The sequence below is a fragment of the Sphingomonas sp. FW306-05-A genome (assembly GCF_058782275.1).
This window is the reverse complement of the sequence record NZ_JBYSXN010000002.1, coordinates 904051-921238: the sequence shown is the minus strand read 5'-3', so window position 1 is coordinate 921238 and position 17188 is coordinate 904051. Positions and strand designations below refer to the sequence as shown.

The 17188-nt window shown below is 66.4% G+C and carries 13 protein-coding genes; 4 read left to right on the top strand and 9 right to left on the bottom strand.

Annotation, left to right across the window (positions count from 1 at the left end; genetic code table 11):
* Positions 1-47: 47 nt before the first annotated feature.
* The 8 genes from AC3WJR_RS13080 to AC3WJR_RS13045 form a co-directional block, all read right to left on the bottom strand.
* A complete protein-coding gene (locus AC3WJR_RS13080) occupies positions 48-329 on the bottom strand; it encodes a SemiSWEET family transporter (RefSeq protein WP_492725449.1) in 282 nt (93 codons plus the stop codon).
* 51 nt (positions 330-380) lie between these two features.
* Positions 381-2021 (bottom strand): NAD(P)/FAD-dependent oxidoreductase, encoded by a 1641-nt coding sequence (locus tag AC3WJR_RS13075; protein WP_492725448.1) that lies wholly within the window; start codon positions 2019-2021, stop codon positions 381-383.
* Positions 2022-2073: 52 nt separating this feature from the next.
* A complete protein-coding gene (locus tag AC3WJR_RS13070) occupies positions 2074-2274 on the bottom strand; it encodes a hypothetical protein (protein ID WP_010214848.1) in 201 nt (66 codons plus the stop codon).
* A gap of 64 nt (positions 2275-2338) precedes the next feature.
* Positions 2339-4756, bottom strand: coding sequence for a hypothetical protein (locus tag AC3WJR_RS13065; RefSeq protein WP_492725447.1), 2418 nt, complete (start codon positions 4754-4756; stop codon positions 2339-2341).
* A gap of 154 nt (positions 4757-4910) precedes the next feature.
* Positions 4911-5639: an extensin-like domain-containing protein gene (locus AC3WJR_RS13060; protein ID WP_492725446.1), complete on the bottom strand. Its 729-nt coding sequence runs from the start codon at positions 5637-5639 to the stop codon at positions 4911-4913.
* Between the two features lie 51 nt (positions 5640-5690).
* A complete protein-coding gene (locus tag AC3WJR_RS13055) occupies positions 5691-7400 on the bottom strand; it encodes an NAD-dependent malic enzyme (protein WP_492726139.1) in 1710 nt (569 codons plus the stop codon).
* Positions 7318-8805 (bottom strand): alginate export family protein, encoded by a 1488-nt coding sequence (locus AC3WJR_RS13050; protein ID WP_354279214.1) that lies wholly within the window; start codon positions 8803-8805, stop codon positions 7318-7320. Before AC3WJR_RS13050 ends, AC3WJR_RS13055 begins: the two co-directional genes overlap by 83 nt.
* Before the next feature lie 19 nt (positions 8806-8824).
* Positions 8825-10180 (bottom strand): dicarboxylate/amino acid:cation symporter, encoded by a 1356-nt coding sequence (locus AC3WJR_RS13045; protein WP_492725445.1) that lies wholly within the window; start codon positions 10178-10180, stop codon positions 8825-8827.
* A gap of 227 nt (positions 10181-10407) precedes the next feature.
* Between AC3WJR_RS13045 and AC3WJR_RS13040 the strand changes: the two genes are divergently transcribed.
* Positions 10408-12129, top strand: a complete 1722-nt coding sequence (locus AC3WJR_RS13040) for a sensor histidine kinase (protein ID WP_492725444.1) — start codon at positions 10408-10410, stop codon at positions 12127-12129.
* Positions 12126-13439, top strand: coding sequence for a sigma-54-dependent transcriptional regulator (locus AC3WJR_RS13035; protein ID WP_492725443.1), 1314 nt, complete (start codon positions 12126-12128; stop codon positions 13437-13439). Before AC3WJR_RS13040 ends, AC3WJR_RS13035 begins: the two co-directional genes overlap by 4 nt.
* Here AC3WJR_RS13035 and AC3WJR_RS13030 read toward each other — a convergent pair.
* Complete coding sequence (locus AC3WJR_RS13030; RefSeq protein ID WP_354279218.1) at positions 13436-14020, bottom strand: hemerythrin domain-containing protein; 585 nt, start codon at positions 14018-14020, stop codon at positions 13436-13438. The genes AC3WJR_RS13035 and AC3WJR_RS13030 overlap by 4 nt on opposite strands.
* Positions 14021-14107: 87 nt before the next feature.
* Between AC3WJR_RS13030 and AC3WJR_RS13025 the strand changes: the two genes are divergently transcribed.
* Complete coding sequence (locus AC3WJR_RS13025) at positions 14108-16432, top strand: GH92 family glycosyl hydrolase (RefSeq protein ID WP_492725442.1); 2325 nt, start codon at positions 14108-14110, stop codon at positions 16430-16432.
* Between the two features lie 189 nt (positions 16433-16621).
* Positions 16622-17188, top strand: coding sequence for an FxDxF family PEP-CTERM protein (locus AC3WJR_RS13020; RefSeq protein WP_354279220.1), 567 nt, complete (start codon positions 16622-16624; stop codon positions 17186-17188).

Below are 17188 nucleotides of genomic sequence, written 5' to 3'. Positions count from 1 at the left end.
GGACTGCCCCACCCCAACCCCTCCCCTGAAGGGGAGGGGCTATAGAGTTACAACGCGGTCGCGAACGTGATCGCGCCGAGCGCCACCCCCGGCGCATTCGCCAGCGCCACCGGCCAGTCGCGCTGCGGTTTGAGCAGCCCGTACGCCACCCACAAGGTACAATTCACCGCGGTCGCCAGCGGCTGGATCACCGAGCCCTTGTGCCCCGCAAGGTTGAGCTGGATCTGCGAGATGTACGAAACATACATCATCACCGCCGTCGCGGTCGCGACCCACCCAAGGATCAGGATCGCGCGCTCGGCGGTGAGGGGTTTGGCCGTGTTGGCCATCATCAATCTCCCTTTGTGTTGCAGTGCACAACAAAGGTTGAACCGTTCGGTTCACTCCGGCAGCGGCATCGCCGTCTGCGTGAGGCTCGCGGCAACCGCTTCGGCGATCTTGATCCCGTCGACCGCCGCCGAAAGAATACCCCCCGCGTACCCAGCCCCTTCGCCCGCCGGATACAGTCCGCGCGTGTTGAGGCTCTGCAGATCGTCGCCGCGCTTGAAGCGGACCGGCGAGGAGGTGCGCGTCTCGACTCCGGTCAACAGCACGTCGGGATGGTCGTACCCCGGGATCTGCCGCCCGAACACCGGGAGCGCCTCGCGCATCGCGGTGATCGCGAATTCGGGAAGGCATTCGGACAGGTCACCCATCGTCACGCCCGGGCGATAGGACGGCACGACTTGCCCGAGCGCGGACGACGGCTTGCCCTCGAGCAGATCGCCCAGCCGTTGCGCGGGCGCCTTGTAGCTCGATCCGCCCGCGACATAGGCGAGCGATTCCCAGTGTCGCTGGAATGCGATCCCTGCGAGCGGATCGCCCGGATAGTCGCGCTCGGGGTCGATGCCGACGACCAGCCCCGAATTGGCGTTGCGCTCGTTGCGCGAATATTGGCTCATGCCGTTGGTCGCGACGCGGCCCTCCTCCGAGGTCGCGGCGACGACGGTGCCGCCCGGGCACATGCAGAAGCTGTAGACCGTCCGCCCGTTCTTGCAGTGATGCGATAGGCTGTAATCCGCCGCGCCGAGGATCGGGTTGCCAGCACTTGGCCCGAACCGCGCGGTGTCGATCCACGATTGCGGATGCTCGATCCGCACGCCGAGCGAGAAGGGCTTGGCCTCGACATAGACCCCCGCCTCGTGAAGCATCGCGAAGGTATCGCGCGCGCTGTGCCCGATCGCGAGCACGACATGATCCGCGCGCAGATAGCTGCCGTCGTGGATGTGGAGTCCGCGCACATGGCGCGTGCCGTCCCCGCGCGTCTCGATGTCGATCCCCTCGACGCGCTGCTGGAAGCGATATTCGCCGCCGAGCGCCTCGACGCTCTCGCGCATGCTCTCGACCATCGTCACCAGCCGGAACGTGCCGATATGCGGATGCGCTTCGGTCAGGATCTCCTCGGGCGCACCTGCTTTCACGAATTCGGTCAGCACCTTGCGGTCGAGGTGGCGCGGATCCTTGATCCGGCTGTAGAGCTTGCCGTCGGAGAAGGTGCCCGCACCCCCCTCGCCGAACTGAACGTTCGATTCGGGGTTGAGCACGCTCTTGCGCCACAGCCCCCAGGTGTCCTTGGTCCGCTCGCGCACGACCTTGCCGCGATCGAGGATGATCGGGCGGAACCCCATCTGCGCGAGGATCAGCCCGGCGAACAGCCCGCACGGGCCAGCGCCGATCACGACCGGGCGGATCTCGCTCTGCACCGCGGGGGCCTGCGCGGTGAATTTGTAGCGCGTGTCGGGGGTGGTGCCGACGTTGCGGTCCTTGCGGAACTTGGCGAGCACGGTCGCTTCGTTCTTCACCGCGACGTCGAGCGAATAGACCAAAAGGATCGCCATCTTGTCGCGCGCATCATGCGCCCGGCGCGCGATCTTGAAGCGGATCAGGTCGCGTGGGCTGATCTTGAGCCGCTTGCAGATCGCAGCGGGGATCGCCTCATCGGGATGATGGAGCGGAAGGGCCAGTTCGGTAATGCGCAACATCGCCGGCCCTTACCGCGAGATGCGTCCTGATGCCATGACTTGGACGGGCGAATCAGCCCTTGGGCGTGACCCACACCGCCACCGGCACCGCGAACTTGCCCGGCGCGGGCTTGCCGACTTCGACGCGGTCGGCGGTGACGAGCTCGCCCGTCTCAAGATTGAAGGATACCCACGGCTTGGGCATCCGGCCGAAAACCATTTTCTGGATGGGCTGGCCGGTGGCCGTGTTCATGATCGTTGCGGTAATGCTCATCCGTGCGGCGATACCGGCGGCGCGTCCCGGCTGTCCAGACCGGAACGCGCTTTGCCCGAACGGTTTATCGCGATGACGTTGCGACCGTCGCGAATGCCTGCGGGGCATCGCGCAATTGCAGGAAGATCCGTCCGTCGCGGCTGGCGGTCGTGGTGATCTTGGGCGCGACGAACCCGTCCGGAATCTGCTGCATCGCATCGGGCTGTTCGCTCGCGCCGGCTGCCTTGACGAGGAACAGGCGATCCCCTGCGATCTGGCATTTGTCGCGCGCCTGGCAGCTGACCGATCGAATGTCGGGCAGCCGAACGATCGTCGCGAGCGAGGTCCAGTTGGAAGCGCCGTCGCCCTCGATCACGCGGAACCGGACCGGACCATAAGCGAGCGCGCCGAGCGCTTCGATCGGCGAGAAGGCGACGATACCGGTGCTCGCGTCCTGCAGGTCATAGCCCTTGCCGGCCTTGATGATCCCCGATGCGCGCCCGTCGGCGGTCGCGATCTCGATCGATTCCTGACCGTCGAGCGTTTCCATCGCATCCTTGTGGAAGGCGAAGCTGATCCGCGCGTCCTGTGCGAAGACGTCGTCGCTGCGCATCACGACCGGCACCATGCCTTCGTGCGTCGGCACCTGTCCGGCGATGTGGACCAGCGTCGCGCCCGTGCGTCGGCCCGCGATCGTCACTGGTACGGTCTTCTTGCGCCCGCCGCTGAACGCCACTTCCGCGCTCAGGCTGGTTCCCGCCCCGATCGTCTGCGCCTTGGTCGGATCGTCCGCGAGCAGCGTCAGTCGGTCCTGATTATCGACTCGCGTCAATCCGCCGGGGTGGAACGACAATTGCCCCAGCGTCATGCCCTTCACCTGGTCGAGCCGCGCGCCCGTCAGGATCGCCTCGCTGTCGCCGGCATGGAAGATCAGGTCGTCGACGCTGCCCGCTTCCTGCAACGCGGCCAGCGTCACGACCGCGGGGGTGGTGCCCGATGCGCCCTCGATCACGATCGACACCGGTCCCGGTGCCATCTTGTCGAGCGGGAGCGTCGCGACGATCCCGCGCGTGCCCGCCTGCTTCCACGTGACGGGCTTGGCCGCGCCGTCACCGCGACGAAGCGAAACCTGCGTCACACAGCCTGCGCCGCCGCCAAGCACCTGCACGTCATTGGCGCGCCCGACGACCAGCGAGGTGCCGTCGGCGGTCTTCCAATTGTTCTGCTGCGGGTTAGACAAAGCAAAGCTTGGGCCCTCGAACGGGGTGAAGCCCCATAGCCCGTGGATCTGCGCCGGGATCGCGCCACCGAACGGACCTTCCGGAATCGCCTTGTCAAGGACATAGCCGCCGCGCCGCGCATCGGCATGGATCGGCACGTCGACCAGCGTCCCGTCCGGGCGCTTCAATCGCAAGGCCATTTCGCGCGCATATTGCGTTGCATAGATCAGCGGCGCGCCTTCGACCGGCAGGGTCATGCCGGGCGATGCGCACAATGCGATATCGGGCGTGGACGCCCGCAGCGGGGGTGGCTTGGCCGCTTCCACAGCGGGCATCGCGACGACCATCACCGACGTAGGCTTGGAAAAGGACAGGGGCGTGTTGAGCAGCAAGGTCGTCCGGCCGTTGCTGATCTGCGACAGCGCCGGAATAAACTGCAATTGCGTCGACTGGAACGCGCCGAGCAAGCGGAACATGTCGCGCACCACGCCGATGTAGGAGCTGTACGAACCGTAGCCGCCCGCCGGCGTCGCGCTCAGCTGGAACGCGAGATCGGTCGGCGCGCCCGCGAGCGTCGATGCCAGCTGCGAACTGTGCGTATCCGCGAGGAGAAGCGTCTCGCGGTCACCGGTGAGGCATGCCGCCTGCAATTCGGCGGGCTGCTGGAGGCACTCAGCCTTGAGTTTGATCGACAGGCTGCGCGTCAAATTCTGCGATGCGGCAGAGACGGCTTCGGGATTCTCGCGCTCGACCTTCAACGTTTCGCGCAGGAACGCATCGAGCCGCGCCCGATCGAGCGTCGCCTGGTTAAGTTCCTGCACCGCCCGAACGAACGCGCCCGGGCGCTTGCGCACCGTGCTGATCACCGCATTCGCGCCACCGCCGCTTTCGGGAATGACGAGCAGCGCCATTTGCTGCGCGCCCTTGGGGACGGTCAGCGAGAAGTCCGCGCCCTTACCCTTCCAGCTGCGCGCTTCATGGAACCAGTCCTTCGACGGCCGGTCGATCGCACCGCGCAGGAAGCCCGCAACGATCCGGAAGCCCTCGGTCTGGTTCGCGGGCAGGTCGAGCTTGATCGACACCACGTCGCCTTCGACGAGGTTGGGGACGGACTCGAGTGGAAGCGTGATATCGCCGTGCTTGACCGTGACGACGACATTGGGACCGACCAGATCGAACGACGAGGACGCGCCCAGCGTTGGCGACGTGGCGCACAGGGCCGCCATCGAGACCGCCAGAACGAGCGGTAACGATCGCGCGCGGCGCAGTACGGATTTCGGCATCGCTCTGAAAAGCATCAGATCTCCTGCTTCCGACCTGTGTTCACAATAAGGCCCGCGGCGGTGTTCAACGGTGCCGGACTTAACCTGTGTGCCACATGGCGCAAGGGGGCGCGGGCATCGGCGACGGTGATAGGGCCGGGTCCGCTACGCCCGATCAGCGGCAGGCGCGCCACCCCATGTCGCCACGATCCGCCTGGTCGAGATGCAGGTGATCGCGGTGCGCAGCATTGTAATCGGGGGACAGGACCGTCGCGAACATGCCGCATCCACCGTCGCGCACCGCATGCAGGAAACGTCCGCGCGGATCGTCGCGCGACCAGTCGCGGAGCACCGATATGCGGCGGCCATCGGTCAGGACGAAGGCGCTGACGTCGATCGCGTTGCCGGTCGAATGTTCGCTCCAGCTCCCTTCCTCGCGCCCGTACATGCGGCGACACGAATAGCTGCCGAAATGCTCGATCCGCGCGACCGTGGTGCCGAACAGGCGTTGCGCGGCGGGTTGGATGACATGCGCTTGCCACGCGACCAGCCCGGCCGTGACGGGGCAGGCGGTCGTCACCACGGGGCTGAGCGCCAGCATGTCCTGGCGCGCGGCAGTGCGGATGCTGTCGGGCGCGCGACATTGCGTCGGGCCGCGTGCGGGGACTGCCGTGAAACGCAGCCCGGCATTCTTCAGCAGCGTGGCGCACGCTGCAGGATCACGCCCGAGCGCAGCAATCTTGCGCCCGGTGAACACCCCCGGCGGCTGGTCCAGCCGTAGCGGCGTCCACGGCAGGTCCTGCGGGGCAGGGCGAAACAGTGCGAACGCGACCAGCGCCACCGCGGCACATAGCGCGAGGACGACGATCCGGCGCAACCAGCGAAGAGCGATCGATACAACCATCAGCGCAGCCAACGCGGAAACAGGCGCTTTGGCTGCGCTGGTCTCCCGCGATCAATCGTAGCGTGCCGCCCACATCGCGCCGCCGATATCGTTTTCCTGGACGACCCGGCATTCGGCTTGCGCAACGCCCTCGGCGATCGCCTGCCGCGCAACCGCGGTCGCGATCCTGAGCGCGATGTCGCGCAGATGCGTGATCGGGGGGAGCAACGTGCCGCCTTCGCCGTCCATCGTCGCGAGCTCGCGTGCCGCTGCCATGAACATGCCCTCGGTCACGCAGCGCGCGCCGACCGACAGCGCGCCGAGCCCGACGCCGGGGAAGATGAAGACGTTGTTGACCTGTGTCACGCCGGCGACCCCGAACGGGCTGCCGGTGCCGACGATCGCGCGGCCGCCGGTCCAGTCGAACAGGTCGGTCGGATGCGCTTCCGCGCGCGAGATTGGGTTGGACAGCGGGAAGATGATCGGGTGTTCGACACGCGCCGCCATTGCGCGCACCGCGGCTTCGCTGAACCCGCCGCTTTGCCCCGACGTGCCGACCAGCACTGTCGGCGCAACCAGCTCGATGGTGGCGAGCAAGTCATGCCCGTGCGGGTTGAACAGGTCGCGCGGGCTGTCGTGGCGGGCAAGCGCCATCTGCGATTCGGTCAGCCCCGGCATGTCGTCGACGATCAGCCCGTCGCGGTCGACCGCCCAGATCCGCGTACGCGCCTCGGCATCGCTCAAGCCGTTCGCAACCATCGCGCGGACGAGCAGTTCGCCGATCCCGCAACCCGCCGCGCCCGCGCCGAACAGCACGATCCGCTGGTCCGCAAGCGCGCCGCCGGTCCGCCGGATCGCGGAAAGCAACGTGCCGAGCGCGGTCGCCGCGGTCCCCTGGATATCGTCGTTGAAGCTCAGCAGCCGGTCACGATAGCGATCGAGCAGCCGATGCGCATTGTGGCCCGCGAAATCCTCCCATTGGAGCAACACGCCGGGCCACCGCTCGGCGACGGCGGTGACGAAGCTTTCCAGGAAGCCGTCATAGTCTTCACCGCGCACGCGGGCATGGCGCCAGCCGACGTACAGCGGATCATCGCGCCTAGCGGCATTGTCGGTCCCGACGTCGAGCAGGATCGGCAGCACTTCCGCCGGATGCAGCCCTGCGCATGCCGTATAGAGCGCGAGCTTGCCGATCGGGATGCCCATGCCGCCCGCGCCCTGGTCGCCGAGCCCGAGGATCCGCTCGCCGTCGCTGACGACGATCACCTTGACCCGGTCGAACGCCGGGTCGGCGAGAATGTCCGCGATCCGGTCCTGATTGGGATAGCTCAGGAACAGCCCGCGCGGGCGATGCCAGATTTCGCTGAACCGCTCGCACCCTTCGCCGACGGTCGGGGTGTAGATCAGCGGCAGCATCCGTGGCAGGTCGCGCTGGACGAGCGCGTGGAACAGGATCTCGTTCGAATCCTGCAGCTCGCGCAGGAAGGCGTAGCGATGGAAATCGTCCGCCATCCCGTCGAGCGCGCGCATCCGCCGTTCGATCTGGCTGTCGAGCGTGCCGATATGCGGCGGGAGCAAGCCATGCAGCCCGAACGTGTCGCGCTCGGTCTCGGTAAACGCCGTCCCCTTGTTGGTCAGCGGATCGGCGAGCAGCGCGCGTGCGGCGGCGTAGTAGGCGGGAGCGATGAGAAGGGTCCTTTCAGAAGCGCAGGCTGATCCAGCCCGCGAGGAAGTCCGAGCTCTTGTAGCCCGCGTCGTGCAGCGCGGGGCCGGCGTCGAGATGCTCGTAGCGCCCGGTCAGCGACACGCGCGGCGTCACCGCCCAGACCGCCTGCAAGCGCGAGACGTTGGCGATCCGCGCGGCGCGGAAGTTCTGCGTTCCCGCAAACGGCGCACCGCTCGCGCGGTACACTGCGTCGGTGACGTTGGCGCGCCAGTTGAGCGCATATTCCGCGGTCACGCGTAGCGACTTGGCCGGAGCCACGGTCACGTTGGGGGCGACCGTGACGAGGTTCGACGGCGTCAGGAACAATTGATAGCTGTAATAGATGTTGTTTCCGAACGGCGCATAGGCGTTGGCCAATGTCCGACCGCCATAGCCGCCGCCGCCGCTCGAATAGTCGAAATGGACGCCGACGCGCGGCGCGGTCTTGGCCTTTCCGACGCGGTAGGTCTGCGCCACGAAGAACTGCCAGGCATCGATCCGCTGGTCGATATAGGTGCCGAACTGGTGGTTGGCGGTCCAGTCGATCGTCACCGGGCCCGCGTCGCCGTAAGCATGAACGCCCGCGAAGAAGCGTTCCGCCGGCCCGATCCGCCCGCCCCACGCGCCGACCGAATTCTTTCGCCGCCAGAAGAACGGATCGACGAACAGGCTCGACCCGCCGAACGCGGTCTTGGGCACCGCAAAACCAAGCGACACGCCTGAGAAACGCCGCGCCGGATCGGTCACATCGTCGTCGGTGCCGAGATCGCCGTACGCCGTGGGCTTGAGATCGAACAGGTCGGCGCGGACGGTCTTGCCCTTGGCCCACAGCCGGATGCCGTTGAGCGTATAGCGGATCGTGTTGTTGTCGCGTTGCGACACGAGCAGGTTGGGCCCGTCGGTGAATTCCTGACGCCCATAGCGCGCACCGAGCTGGACAGAGCCGACGTTGACGTCACCTTCGACGAACGCCTGTTGGACGACCAGGTCATTGCGGAGGTTGGTCGCGGGGACGCCGAGTTCCACCCCCGAAATGCCGCCGTGCGCCAGTTCGACGTAGCCGCGCAGATGCGGCCCGACATGCAGGTCCGCACCGCCGACGATGCGGGTGATGTCCTGCCGCTGCGCCTTGCTCTCGCGCAGATTGGGGTTGGTCGTGTGGTTCATCCGCAGTCGCAACTCGCCCGACAGCGTCAAATAGACGTCGCCGTTGGAATCGAGCGGCAGGAACTTGAGCCGGTCGAGCGGATCGTTGCGCTTCGCGGGATCGGCCATCCCGCGCCAGTCCTCGGCCCAGCGCGACAGGTTATAGCCGTTGGTGTTGGCGCCTTCGCCCCCGCCGGCAGCGGGGTAGCTGGTGGCAATTTCCGTCGCCGGGGCCTTTTCGCCGGCACTTACCTGCGCGTGCGCGCCGGAGGCGGCGAGGGCGGCATATGGCGCGATCAACGCCGTGGCGACACGCAGTCGCGAACCCATCATCATGGCAAACGTCCCTTGAAAGTCAGTTCGCGACGCTGAGCGTCACGGCAACCGGGCTGGTCGGCCCGGGCGAGGCAACCGTCGTCTTGCCGGAGAGGGCGGCGTTGAGTTGCTCGATGTCGAGCTTGCCTTCCCACTTCGACACGACGACCGTCGCGACCGCATTGCCGATGAAGTTGGTCAGGCTGCGGCACTCCGACATGAAGCGATCGACCCCGAGGATCAGCGCCATCCCCGCAACCGGCACCGACGGCACGATCGACAGCGTTGCGGCGAGGGTGATGAACCCCGCGCCGGTCACGCCTGCAGCACCCTTGGACGACAGCATCGCGACGCTCAGCAGTAGCAACTGCTGCCCCAGCGTCAGGTCGACGTTGCACGCCTGCGCAATGAACAATGCGGCCAGCGTCATGTAGATGTTGGTGCCGTCGAGGTTGAAGCTGTAGCCGGTCGGCACGACCAGCCCGACGATCGACTTGGGGCAGCCTGCGCGCTCCATCTTCTCGATCAGCGAGGGCAGCGCGCTTTCCGACGACGAGGTGCCGAGCACCAGCAGCAGTTCAGCCTTGAGGTAGAGGATCAGCTTGATGATCGAGAAGCCGGTCAGCTTCGCGACCAGGCCGAGCACGACCAGCACGAACAGCAGCGACGTCGCGTAGAAGGTCCCGACCAGCGTCGCCAGATTGGCGAGCGTGCCGACGCCATATTTGCCGATCGTGAACGCCATCGCGCCGAACGCACCGATCGGGGCAGCGCGCATCACGATGCCGACCAGCTTGAAGAAGGCGATCGACACGTCGTTGAGCAGGTCGAGCACCTTGGTGCCGCGATCGCCGATCAGCGCGAGCGCGATCCCGAACAGGATCGAGATGAAGAGGACCTGGAGGATGTTCCCCTGCGTCATCGCCGACAGGAAGGTGTCGGGAATGATGCCGGTCAGGAAGCCGGTCAGCGTCGTCTCATGCGCCTTTTCGGCATATTCGCTGATCTTGGACGTATCGAGCGAGGCGGGATCGATGTTGAGCCCCGCGCCCGGCCGCACGACGTTGGCGACGATCATCCCGATGATCAGCGCGAGTGTGGAGAAGAACAGGAAATAGGCGAATGCCTTGCCCGCGACGCGGCCGACCGAGGCGAGATCGCGCATCCCGGCGATGCCGGTCACGATCGTCAGGAAGATGACCGGTGCGATCACCATCTTCACCGCCTTGATGAAGGCATCGCCGATCGGCTTCATCGCTTCGCCCGTCTGGGGGGCGAAATGGCCGAGCAGCACGCCCGCGACGATCGCAAGAAGCACCTGGAAATAGAGTTGCGCGTACCACCGCTTGGGGGCGGCTGGCGGCTGTTCGCCGGCGGCGGGAATCGAAATGGACATGGGGCCTTCATCCTCTGAACACGAGGTTCTGCTCTGCGGCGATACCTGTTGTGGTGAGTATCGCCCTGTCGGACGTGGGGCCAGTTGTACTTTCGAAAAACGCCGAAAAAGCCGCGTTTGCAGGCTTCTGGAAGCATTTGGCAATAAAGTGCGCGCCAATATCTGCGTGCCGATAAGCGGCTATGTGCCGAAAGTTGCACATGTCGGGGGGCTTGCTAGAAGCGCCCATGCTCCGCGCCTTTCCCTTGCGACGAGTCGGTCTTGCGGTCGTGGTCGCGCTGATCGCGCTCGCGGTCGGCTGGGCGGTTGGTAGCGTGATCGCGCACGCTGCACGGGAGCGCCTGGCGACATCGGTCGCGGCAGACGCCCGGTTGCGCGCGTCGCTGCTCGCGAGCGAGGTTGCGCGGTTCCGCTTGCTGCCGCTTGCGCTCGCGGACGATCGCGATGTCGTCGCGGCGCTGGCCAAACAGAAGGGCGCGACTGCGGCCCTCGATCGCAAGCTCGAACATCTTGCCGCCGAGACCGGTGCCGACGCGATGTACGTCATCGCGCCCGACGGCCATGCGATCGCGGCAAGCAACTGGAATACGACCAGGAGCTTCGTCGGGAGCGATTATCGTTTCCGGCCGTATTTCCAGCAGGCACGTCGCGGCGGCGAGGCGCGCCAGTTCGCGCTTGGCACGGTCAGCAACCGCCCCGGCCTCTATTTCGCACGCCGTACGGCGGCGGGGGGCGTCGTCGTCGTTAAGCTCGACTTCGCGTCGATCGAGCGCCAGTGGGCGGCGGCTGGCGGCATCACCTATGTCACCGATCCCGCCGGACTGATCCTCATCGCGAGCCGCCAGACGTGGCGTTTCGCGATGACACGCCCCTTGTCCCCCGCCGAACGTGCCAGCGCCTTGCGGGTCAGTGGTGCGGCGGCGCTGCTGCCGGTGCCTTTCCAAACCACGAATGCCGATCGGATCCGCGTACCGGGCGAGAAAGGCACCTTGCTCGTCGCGCGGACCGCAGCCGATCCCGCCGGGTGGCGCGTCACGCTCGCGCAGCCGACGCGCGCGGCAGTGGACGACGTCGCCCGTGCGGGCGGAATCGTCGCCGGGCTGCTGGTGTTCGTGCTGCTGTGGCTGGCCAATGCCGCCCGGTCGATGGCGCGCCGTCGCGCCGACCGGACCAGCCAGCTCGAACAGGCGGTCGCCGAGCGCACCGCCGCGCTTCGCCACGAGATCGAGGAACGCACCCAGCTCGAAACGCGCGCGGCCACGCTTCGCGAAGCCTTGCGCCAGGCCAACCGGCTGGCGACGCTCGGGCAGATCACCGCGAGCGTTGCGCACGAGACCGCGCAGCCGGTCGCCGCGATCCGCACCTATGCCGCGACCGGCGAGACGCTGCTCGACCGCGGCGCGACCGAAGACGTTCGCGCGAACCTGCGGGCGATCGCGCGCCTGACCGAACGGATCGGCGCGGTCACCGCACAACTGCGGGGCTTCTCGCGCAAGGCGAGCGGTGAAATCGGCCCGGTGCCGCTCAGCGAAGTGATCGAGGGCGCGCAACTCATCCTGCGCGAACCGCTATCGCGCATATATGTCGACTGGCCCGCGGTCGCCGCGGACCTGCGCGTGATCGCGGGGCGGATCCGGCTCGAACAGGTGTTCGTCAACGTGCTGCAGAATGCGACCGAGGCGCTTCTGACCCATCGGGACGGCGCGATCGTCGTGACGGTCGACCCGCAATCCGAACGCGTCGTGGTGCGCATCCGCGACAACGGCCCCGGCATCGCTCCCGACATATCGGAACGGCTGTTCACCCCGTTCGCGACGAGCCGGACCGCGGGGCTCGGGCTCGGGCTGGTGATTGCCAAGGACATCATGGAGGATCTCGGCGGCACCTTGCGACTTGTTCCAGGGCCAGGGGGCGCGTGTTTCGAGATCGTGTTGCAGCGGGCGTCATGACCGCCGCAACACCCCGCGTCGCGTTGATCGAGGATGATCCGGATCTCCGTGTGTCGACCACGCAATTGCTGTCGCTCGCCGGCTTTGCGGTCGACGCCTATCCGGACGCAGCCCCTGCGCTCGAGGCGATCCAGCCCGATTTCGCGGGCGTCGTCGTCACCGACGTGCGGCTGCCGCACATTTCGGGTACCGAGGTGTTCGAACTGTTGCGGGCGCGCGATCCGAGCCTGCCGGTCATCCTGATCACCGGGCATGGCGACGTGGCGATGGCGGTATCCGCGTTGAAGGCGGGGGCGTGGGACTTCCTGACCAAGCCGTTCGATCCCGACGTGCTGCTGGCTGCGGTCGCGCGCGCGTCGACCGCGCGGACGCTGGAACTCGACAATCGGCGGTTGCGGGCGGCGGCAGCGGGGGCGTCGGAGGACGATGCCGGCGACGGCCTGATCGGACGCTCCCCCGCGATCGAGCGGCTCCGCGCGATGATCCCGATGCTGGCCGACGCGGATATCGACTTGCTGATCGAGGGGGAGACGGGGACCGGCAAGGCGCTGCTCGCGCGGCGGATCCATGCGGCGGGCAAGCGGCGGCGGCACAGGCTGCTCGGTGTCGCCTGCGCGGCCTATCCCGACGCACTGCTCGACACCGATCTGTTCGCGCGCGTCGGCACGGGAAGCGTGGTGGCGGCGAGCCGCGGGACGCTGTTGCTCGACGATCTCGATCAGGCGTCGCGTGCGTTGCAGGCGCGGCTGACCGCCCTGGTCGAGGCGCGCGCGCTGGTTACGCCGGGGGCGCGCGATGCGGTGCCGATCGACCTGCGCGTGATCGCCACTGCGGACGAACCGGGCGCGCGTGCCGAGGATGCGATCGCCCCGGCCTTGTTGTACCGCGTCGCCGGGGTCCGCCTCAGGATGCCGCCGCTGCGCGAACGCCGCGAGGATGTGGTTCCGTTGTTCGCGCATTTCGTGGCGGAGGCGGCGCGACGGATCGGACAGGCGGTGCCGGCGATGACGGCGGCGGCGCAACATCATCTCGCGACGCACGACTGGCCTGGCAACGTTCGCGAACTCGCGCATTATGCCGAGCGTTTCGTGCTTGGGCTCGACACGGTCGCGGATGTCGCCGAGGTGCGTCCGGCCAGCTTGCCCGAACAACTCGATGCCTTCGAACGGGCAACGATCGTCGCGGCGATGGCGGCGGCGAGCGGCGAGGTCGGCGCGGCGATCGACCGTCTCGGCATTCCGCGCAAGACCTTTTACTACCGCGTCAAACGGCTCGGGATCGAACTGGGGCCGTTGAAGCGCCCGGGCTAGCCGACGCTGCGTTCACCGTGTTCCAGCATTGCCGGGATGACGAGGTCTTCCTCGTCCGCCAGATGGCGCGCGAGCAGTTGGATCAACCGATCGGTCGCATCGGCATATCCGTCGTTCGCGGTCTGCGCCGCACGCGCACCGCGCGGCAGTGCGACGACCAGCTGGCGCGCGGCGTCGAGCGATGTCACCAGGGCACTGTGGATCAGTTCGTGATCGTTTTCGAGCAGGTCGAACCCTTGCTGCATCCGCGGATCAAGCTGGCGGAACTTGGGGAAATAGACCGCGTCCTCGATCTGATGGTGCCCCTCGAGATGCTGCAGGAAATGATTGAACCGCGGCACGAAAGCCTGCTGGAACGCATTTGCGTCGAGTCCACCTTCCCGAAATGACTGCGTGATCTGCTGCAACTGGTCGCCCTGCTGGCGCAAACTGGCATGAACCTGCAGCCAGAAGTCGGCGAGTTCGCCGAAATTGTGGTGATCCCGCCACTGCGGTGCAGGATAGGCCTCGCGCAAATACGCGATCGTGGCAGGCAGACCTTGGCGGCTTTCAAGCAACCATTCATTTGATTCGTCGCCCATCTGAGGGATTTAGGGGACGAAACGAGTCAAACGCAACAGCGAACCGACCCCCTTTCCAACAGCGCTACCGTTTGCTCTACCGTTTCCATGACCATTGCCCGCAGTCTCACCGCACTCGCCCTGTCGTCCGCGGTCGCCATTGCCGCTCCGCTCGCGGCGCAATCGACCTATGATCAGGTCGATCCGATGATCGGCACTGGCGGGGAGGGCCATACCTTCCCCGGTGCGGTCGCCCCGTTCGGGATGGTCCAGCTCAGCCCCGATACCGACACCACCCATGTCGTGCGCGACAGCTACAAATGGGCGGCGGGCTATCGCTATGACGATCCGACGATCCAGGGCTTCTCGCACACGCATTTCTCGGGCGCGGGTCATTCCGATCTCGGCGATTTCCTGGTGATGCCGGTGGCGGGCGATAGGGTGTCGCTCGAACCCGGTGACGTGGCCAAGCCGGGATCGGGTTATCGCTCGCGGTTCGACCATCGCAGTGAGGTCGCGGCACCCGGCTATTATGCCGTGACGCTTCGCGACGCCGGGGTGCGCGCCGAAATGACCGCGGGGACGCGGGTCGGGGTGCATCGCTATGCCTTTCCCACGGGTAAGGCGGCGCATCTCGTGCTCGACCTGCGCAGTTCGCTCTATACCTATCCCGGCAAGGTCCTGTGGTCGTCGGTCCGCCTGCTGCCCGACGGGACGATCGTTGGTTCTCGCCAGACGCGGGGCTGGGCGCCCGATCGGCACTTGTTCTTCGCGATGCGCTTCTCCGCACCACTGACCGATCATGCGTTCGTCAGCACCGAGCGCGACGTGCCCTACAAAGGCTTCCAGGGGCCGGGGCGCGGGAGCGATGCGCTGGCGGAACGCACGGGGCGGGCGCTGGTCGCGCGGCTCGACTTCGGGCAACTGACGCGACCGCTTGAAGTCCGGGTCGCGATCTCGTCGGTCGACGAGGCGGGGGCGATTGCCAATCTCGCGAGCGAGCCAGGCGATTTCGATACGGTCCGCGCACGGACGGTGGCGGCGTGGCACAAGGCGCTCGACGTCCTCACGTTGCAGGCACCCGCACCGATGCAGCGCAATGTCGCGACTGCGCTATACCACAGCCTGATCGCGCCCTCGGTCGCAGGGGACACGGACGGGCGGTATCGCGGGCCCGATAACCAGGTCCATCTGGCGAAGGGCTATACTTTCCGCTCGACCTTCTCCTTGTGGGATACGTTCCGCGCCGAGCATCCGTTGCTCACATTGGTCCAGCCCGCGAAGACGACGAGCGAAATCGTCCAGTCGCTGATCGCCAGCCGCGTGGACAGTCCCGATGGCATCCTCCCCGTCTGGCAATTCCAGGGGCGCGAGACGTGGACGATGATCGGCTATCATGCGGTCCCGGTAATTGCCGACGCCTATCTGAAGGGCATTCGCGGCTTCGACGCCAACGCCGCGCTCGACGCGATGGTCGCCAGTGCTTCCTACGACGCGTACGGCGGGCTCGGCGACTATCGGAAGCTCGGCTACGTCCCGATCGACCGCGAACCCGAGGCGGCGTCCAAGACCGTCGAATATGCGTTCGACGACTGGACGATATCGCGCATGGCCGCCGCGATGGGGCGCAAGGACGTCGCGGCGACCTTCGCCGGACGCGCCGGGAATTGGCGCAACAGCTTCGATCCCAAAAGTGGGTTCGTCCGCGCGCGCAAGAGCGACGGCGCGTTCCGTGTCCCCTTCGATCCGACCGCGATCAACTACGGATCGGATTATACCGAGGGCAATGCGTGGCAATATAGCTGGTTCGTGCCCCAGGATCAGGCCGCGCTGGTCAGCGCGCTCGGCGGCGACGCGGCGACCGTCACCAAGCTCGACGCGATGTTCGACTACGACAATTCGAAACTGGACTACAGCCATGCCGAGGACATTGCCGGGCTGATCGGCCAGTACATCCACGGCAACGAACCGAGCCACCATGTCGCCTATCTTTACAGCTACGCCGGCTCACCGTGGCGGACTCAGGCGCGGCTCAAGCAAATCGTCGACAGCCAGTACCACCCGACCCCCGACGGCTTGGCCGGGAACGACGACCTCGGGCAGATGTCGGCGTGGCTCGTCTTCACCGCACTGGGCTTTTATCCGGTGACTCCGGGCAGCCTCGAATATGTCATCGGGCGTCCGTTCGTCGATCGCGCGGTGCTCGCGCTGCCGGGCGGCAAACGGTTGACGATCATCGCTGAGGGCCTCGACCCGGCGCACCCCTATGTCGGCGGCGTGACGCTGGACGGGAAACCCGTGACCAAGGCGTATCTGCGCCACGACCAGATCCTTGCGGGTGGCGAATTGCGCTTCCGGATGCAGGCCACGCCGAACAAGCGCTGGGCGAGCGCTCCTTCGGAGCGCCCGTTCTCGACGAGCGGGCATCGATAAATATTCTCACCGCGACGGATCGAAAAGCGTGCTCAAGCGTGTCGCGTCAGAGGGTAAAAGTGGGGGCGACTGACCCCCCTGTCAGCAATTTTTACACATCGCTCTAAGGGTTTATCGGCGTTTCCCACAAAACCGGCATTGGCACGCTCTTTGCGAGTAAGGTTTCGTCAATCAGTTGGAGTGATGTTAATGCGTACCAAGTTCCTTTCCGCCGTCGCCGCCGTCGCAGTTGTCGCGATCGCAAACGTTGCACCGGCTTCGGCAGCAGTGTTCCCCGTCGGCACCGTTACCCCGGGCGTTGGTTCGTTCCAGGCAGCAGAAGGCCCGAACGGCACGTACAACGGCGCGATCTCGCGTATCGCCATCGGCGCTGGCACGTTCAGCGACACGTTCACGTTCACGCTGCCGACCTCCGGCTTCGGTAGCGGTTCGGTGATCAGCTCGACCGTCCTGATGAACGGCGTTACCTCGCTGACCTTCTCGTCGGTGAAGTTCAACGGTATCGACCTCGCAATCGGTTCGAACGGCAACCTGGTGTTCGCTGGTGGCGACGCTCTCCCGGTTGTCGCTGGCCAGCTGAACACGCTGCTCGTTTCGGGCACGTCGCAGGGCGGCGCTTCGTACGGCGGCAACCTGACCTTCATTCCGTCGGCAGTTCCCGAGACCGCAACGTGGATGATGATGCTCGCCGGCTTCGGCATGATGGGTGCAGGCCTGCGCTATCGTCGTCGCAGCTCGACCGTCGCTTTCGCCTAA

What these genes read in the sequence shown, in the direction of transcription:
- AC3WJR_RS13080 (WP_492725449.1), bottom strand. Translation starts at nt 329, where the DNA reads ATGGCCAACACGGCCAAACCCCTCACCGCCGAGCGCGCGATCCTGATC.
- AC3WJR_RS13075 (WP_492725448.1), bottom strand. Translation starts at nt 2,021, where the DNA reads ATGTTGCGCATTACCGAACTGGCCCTTCCGCTCCATCATCCCGATGAG.
- AC3WJR_RS13070 (WP_010214848.1), bottom strand. Translation starts at nt 2,274, where the DNA reads ATGAGCATTACCGCAACGATCATGAACACGGCCACCGGCCAGCCCATC.
- AC3WJR_RS13065 (WP_492725447.1), bottom strand. Translation starts at nt 4,756, where the DNA reads ATGCCGAAATCCGTACTGCGCCGCGCGCGATCGTTACCGCTCGTTCTG.
- AC3WJR_RS13060 (WP_492725446.1), bottom strand. Translation starts at nt 5,639, where the DNA reads ATGGTTGTATCGATCGCTCTTCGCTGGTTGCGCCGGATCGTCGTCCTC.
- AC3WJR_RS13050 (WP_354279214.1), bottom strand. Translation starts at nt 8,805, where the DNA reads ATGATGATGGGTTCGCGACTGCGTGTCGCCACGGCGTTGATCGCGCCA.
- AC3WJR_RS13045 (WP_492725445.1), bottom strand. Translation starts at nt 10,180, where the DNA reads ATGTCCATTTCGATTCCCGCCGCCGGCGAACAGCCGCCAGCCGCCCCC.
- AC3WJR_RS13040 (WP_492725444.1), top strand. Translation starts at nt 10,408, where the DNA reads ATGCTCCGCGCCTTTCCCTTGCGACGAGTCGGTCTTGCGGTCGTGGTC.
- AC3WJR_RS13035 (WP_492725443.1), top strand. Translation starts at nt 12,126, where the DNA reads ATGACCGCCGCAACACCCCGCGTCGCGTTGATCGAGGATGATCCGGAT.
- AC3WJR_RS13030 (WP_354279218.1), bottom strand. Translation starts at nt 14,020, where the DNA reads ATGGGCGACGAATCAAATGAATGGTTGCTTGAAAGCCGCCAAGGTCTG.
- AC3WJR_RS13025 (WP_492725442.1), top strand. Translation starts at nt 14,108, where the DNA reads ATGACCATTGCCCGCAGTCTCACCGCACTCGCCCTGTCGTCCGCGGTC.
- AC3WJR_RS13020 (WP_354279220.1), top strand. Translation starts at nt 16,622, where the DNA reads ATGCGTACCAAGTTCCTTTCCGCCGTCGCCGCCGTCGCAGTTGTCGCG.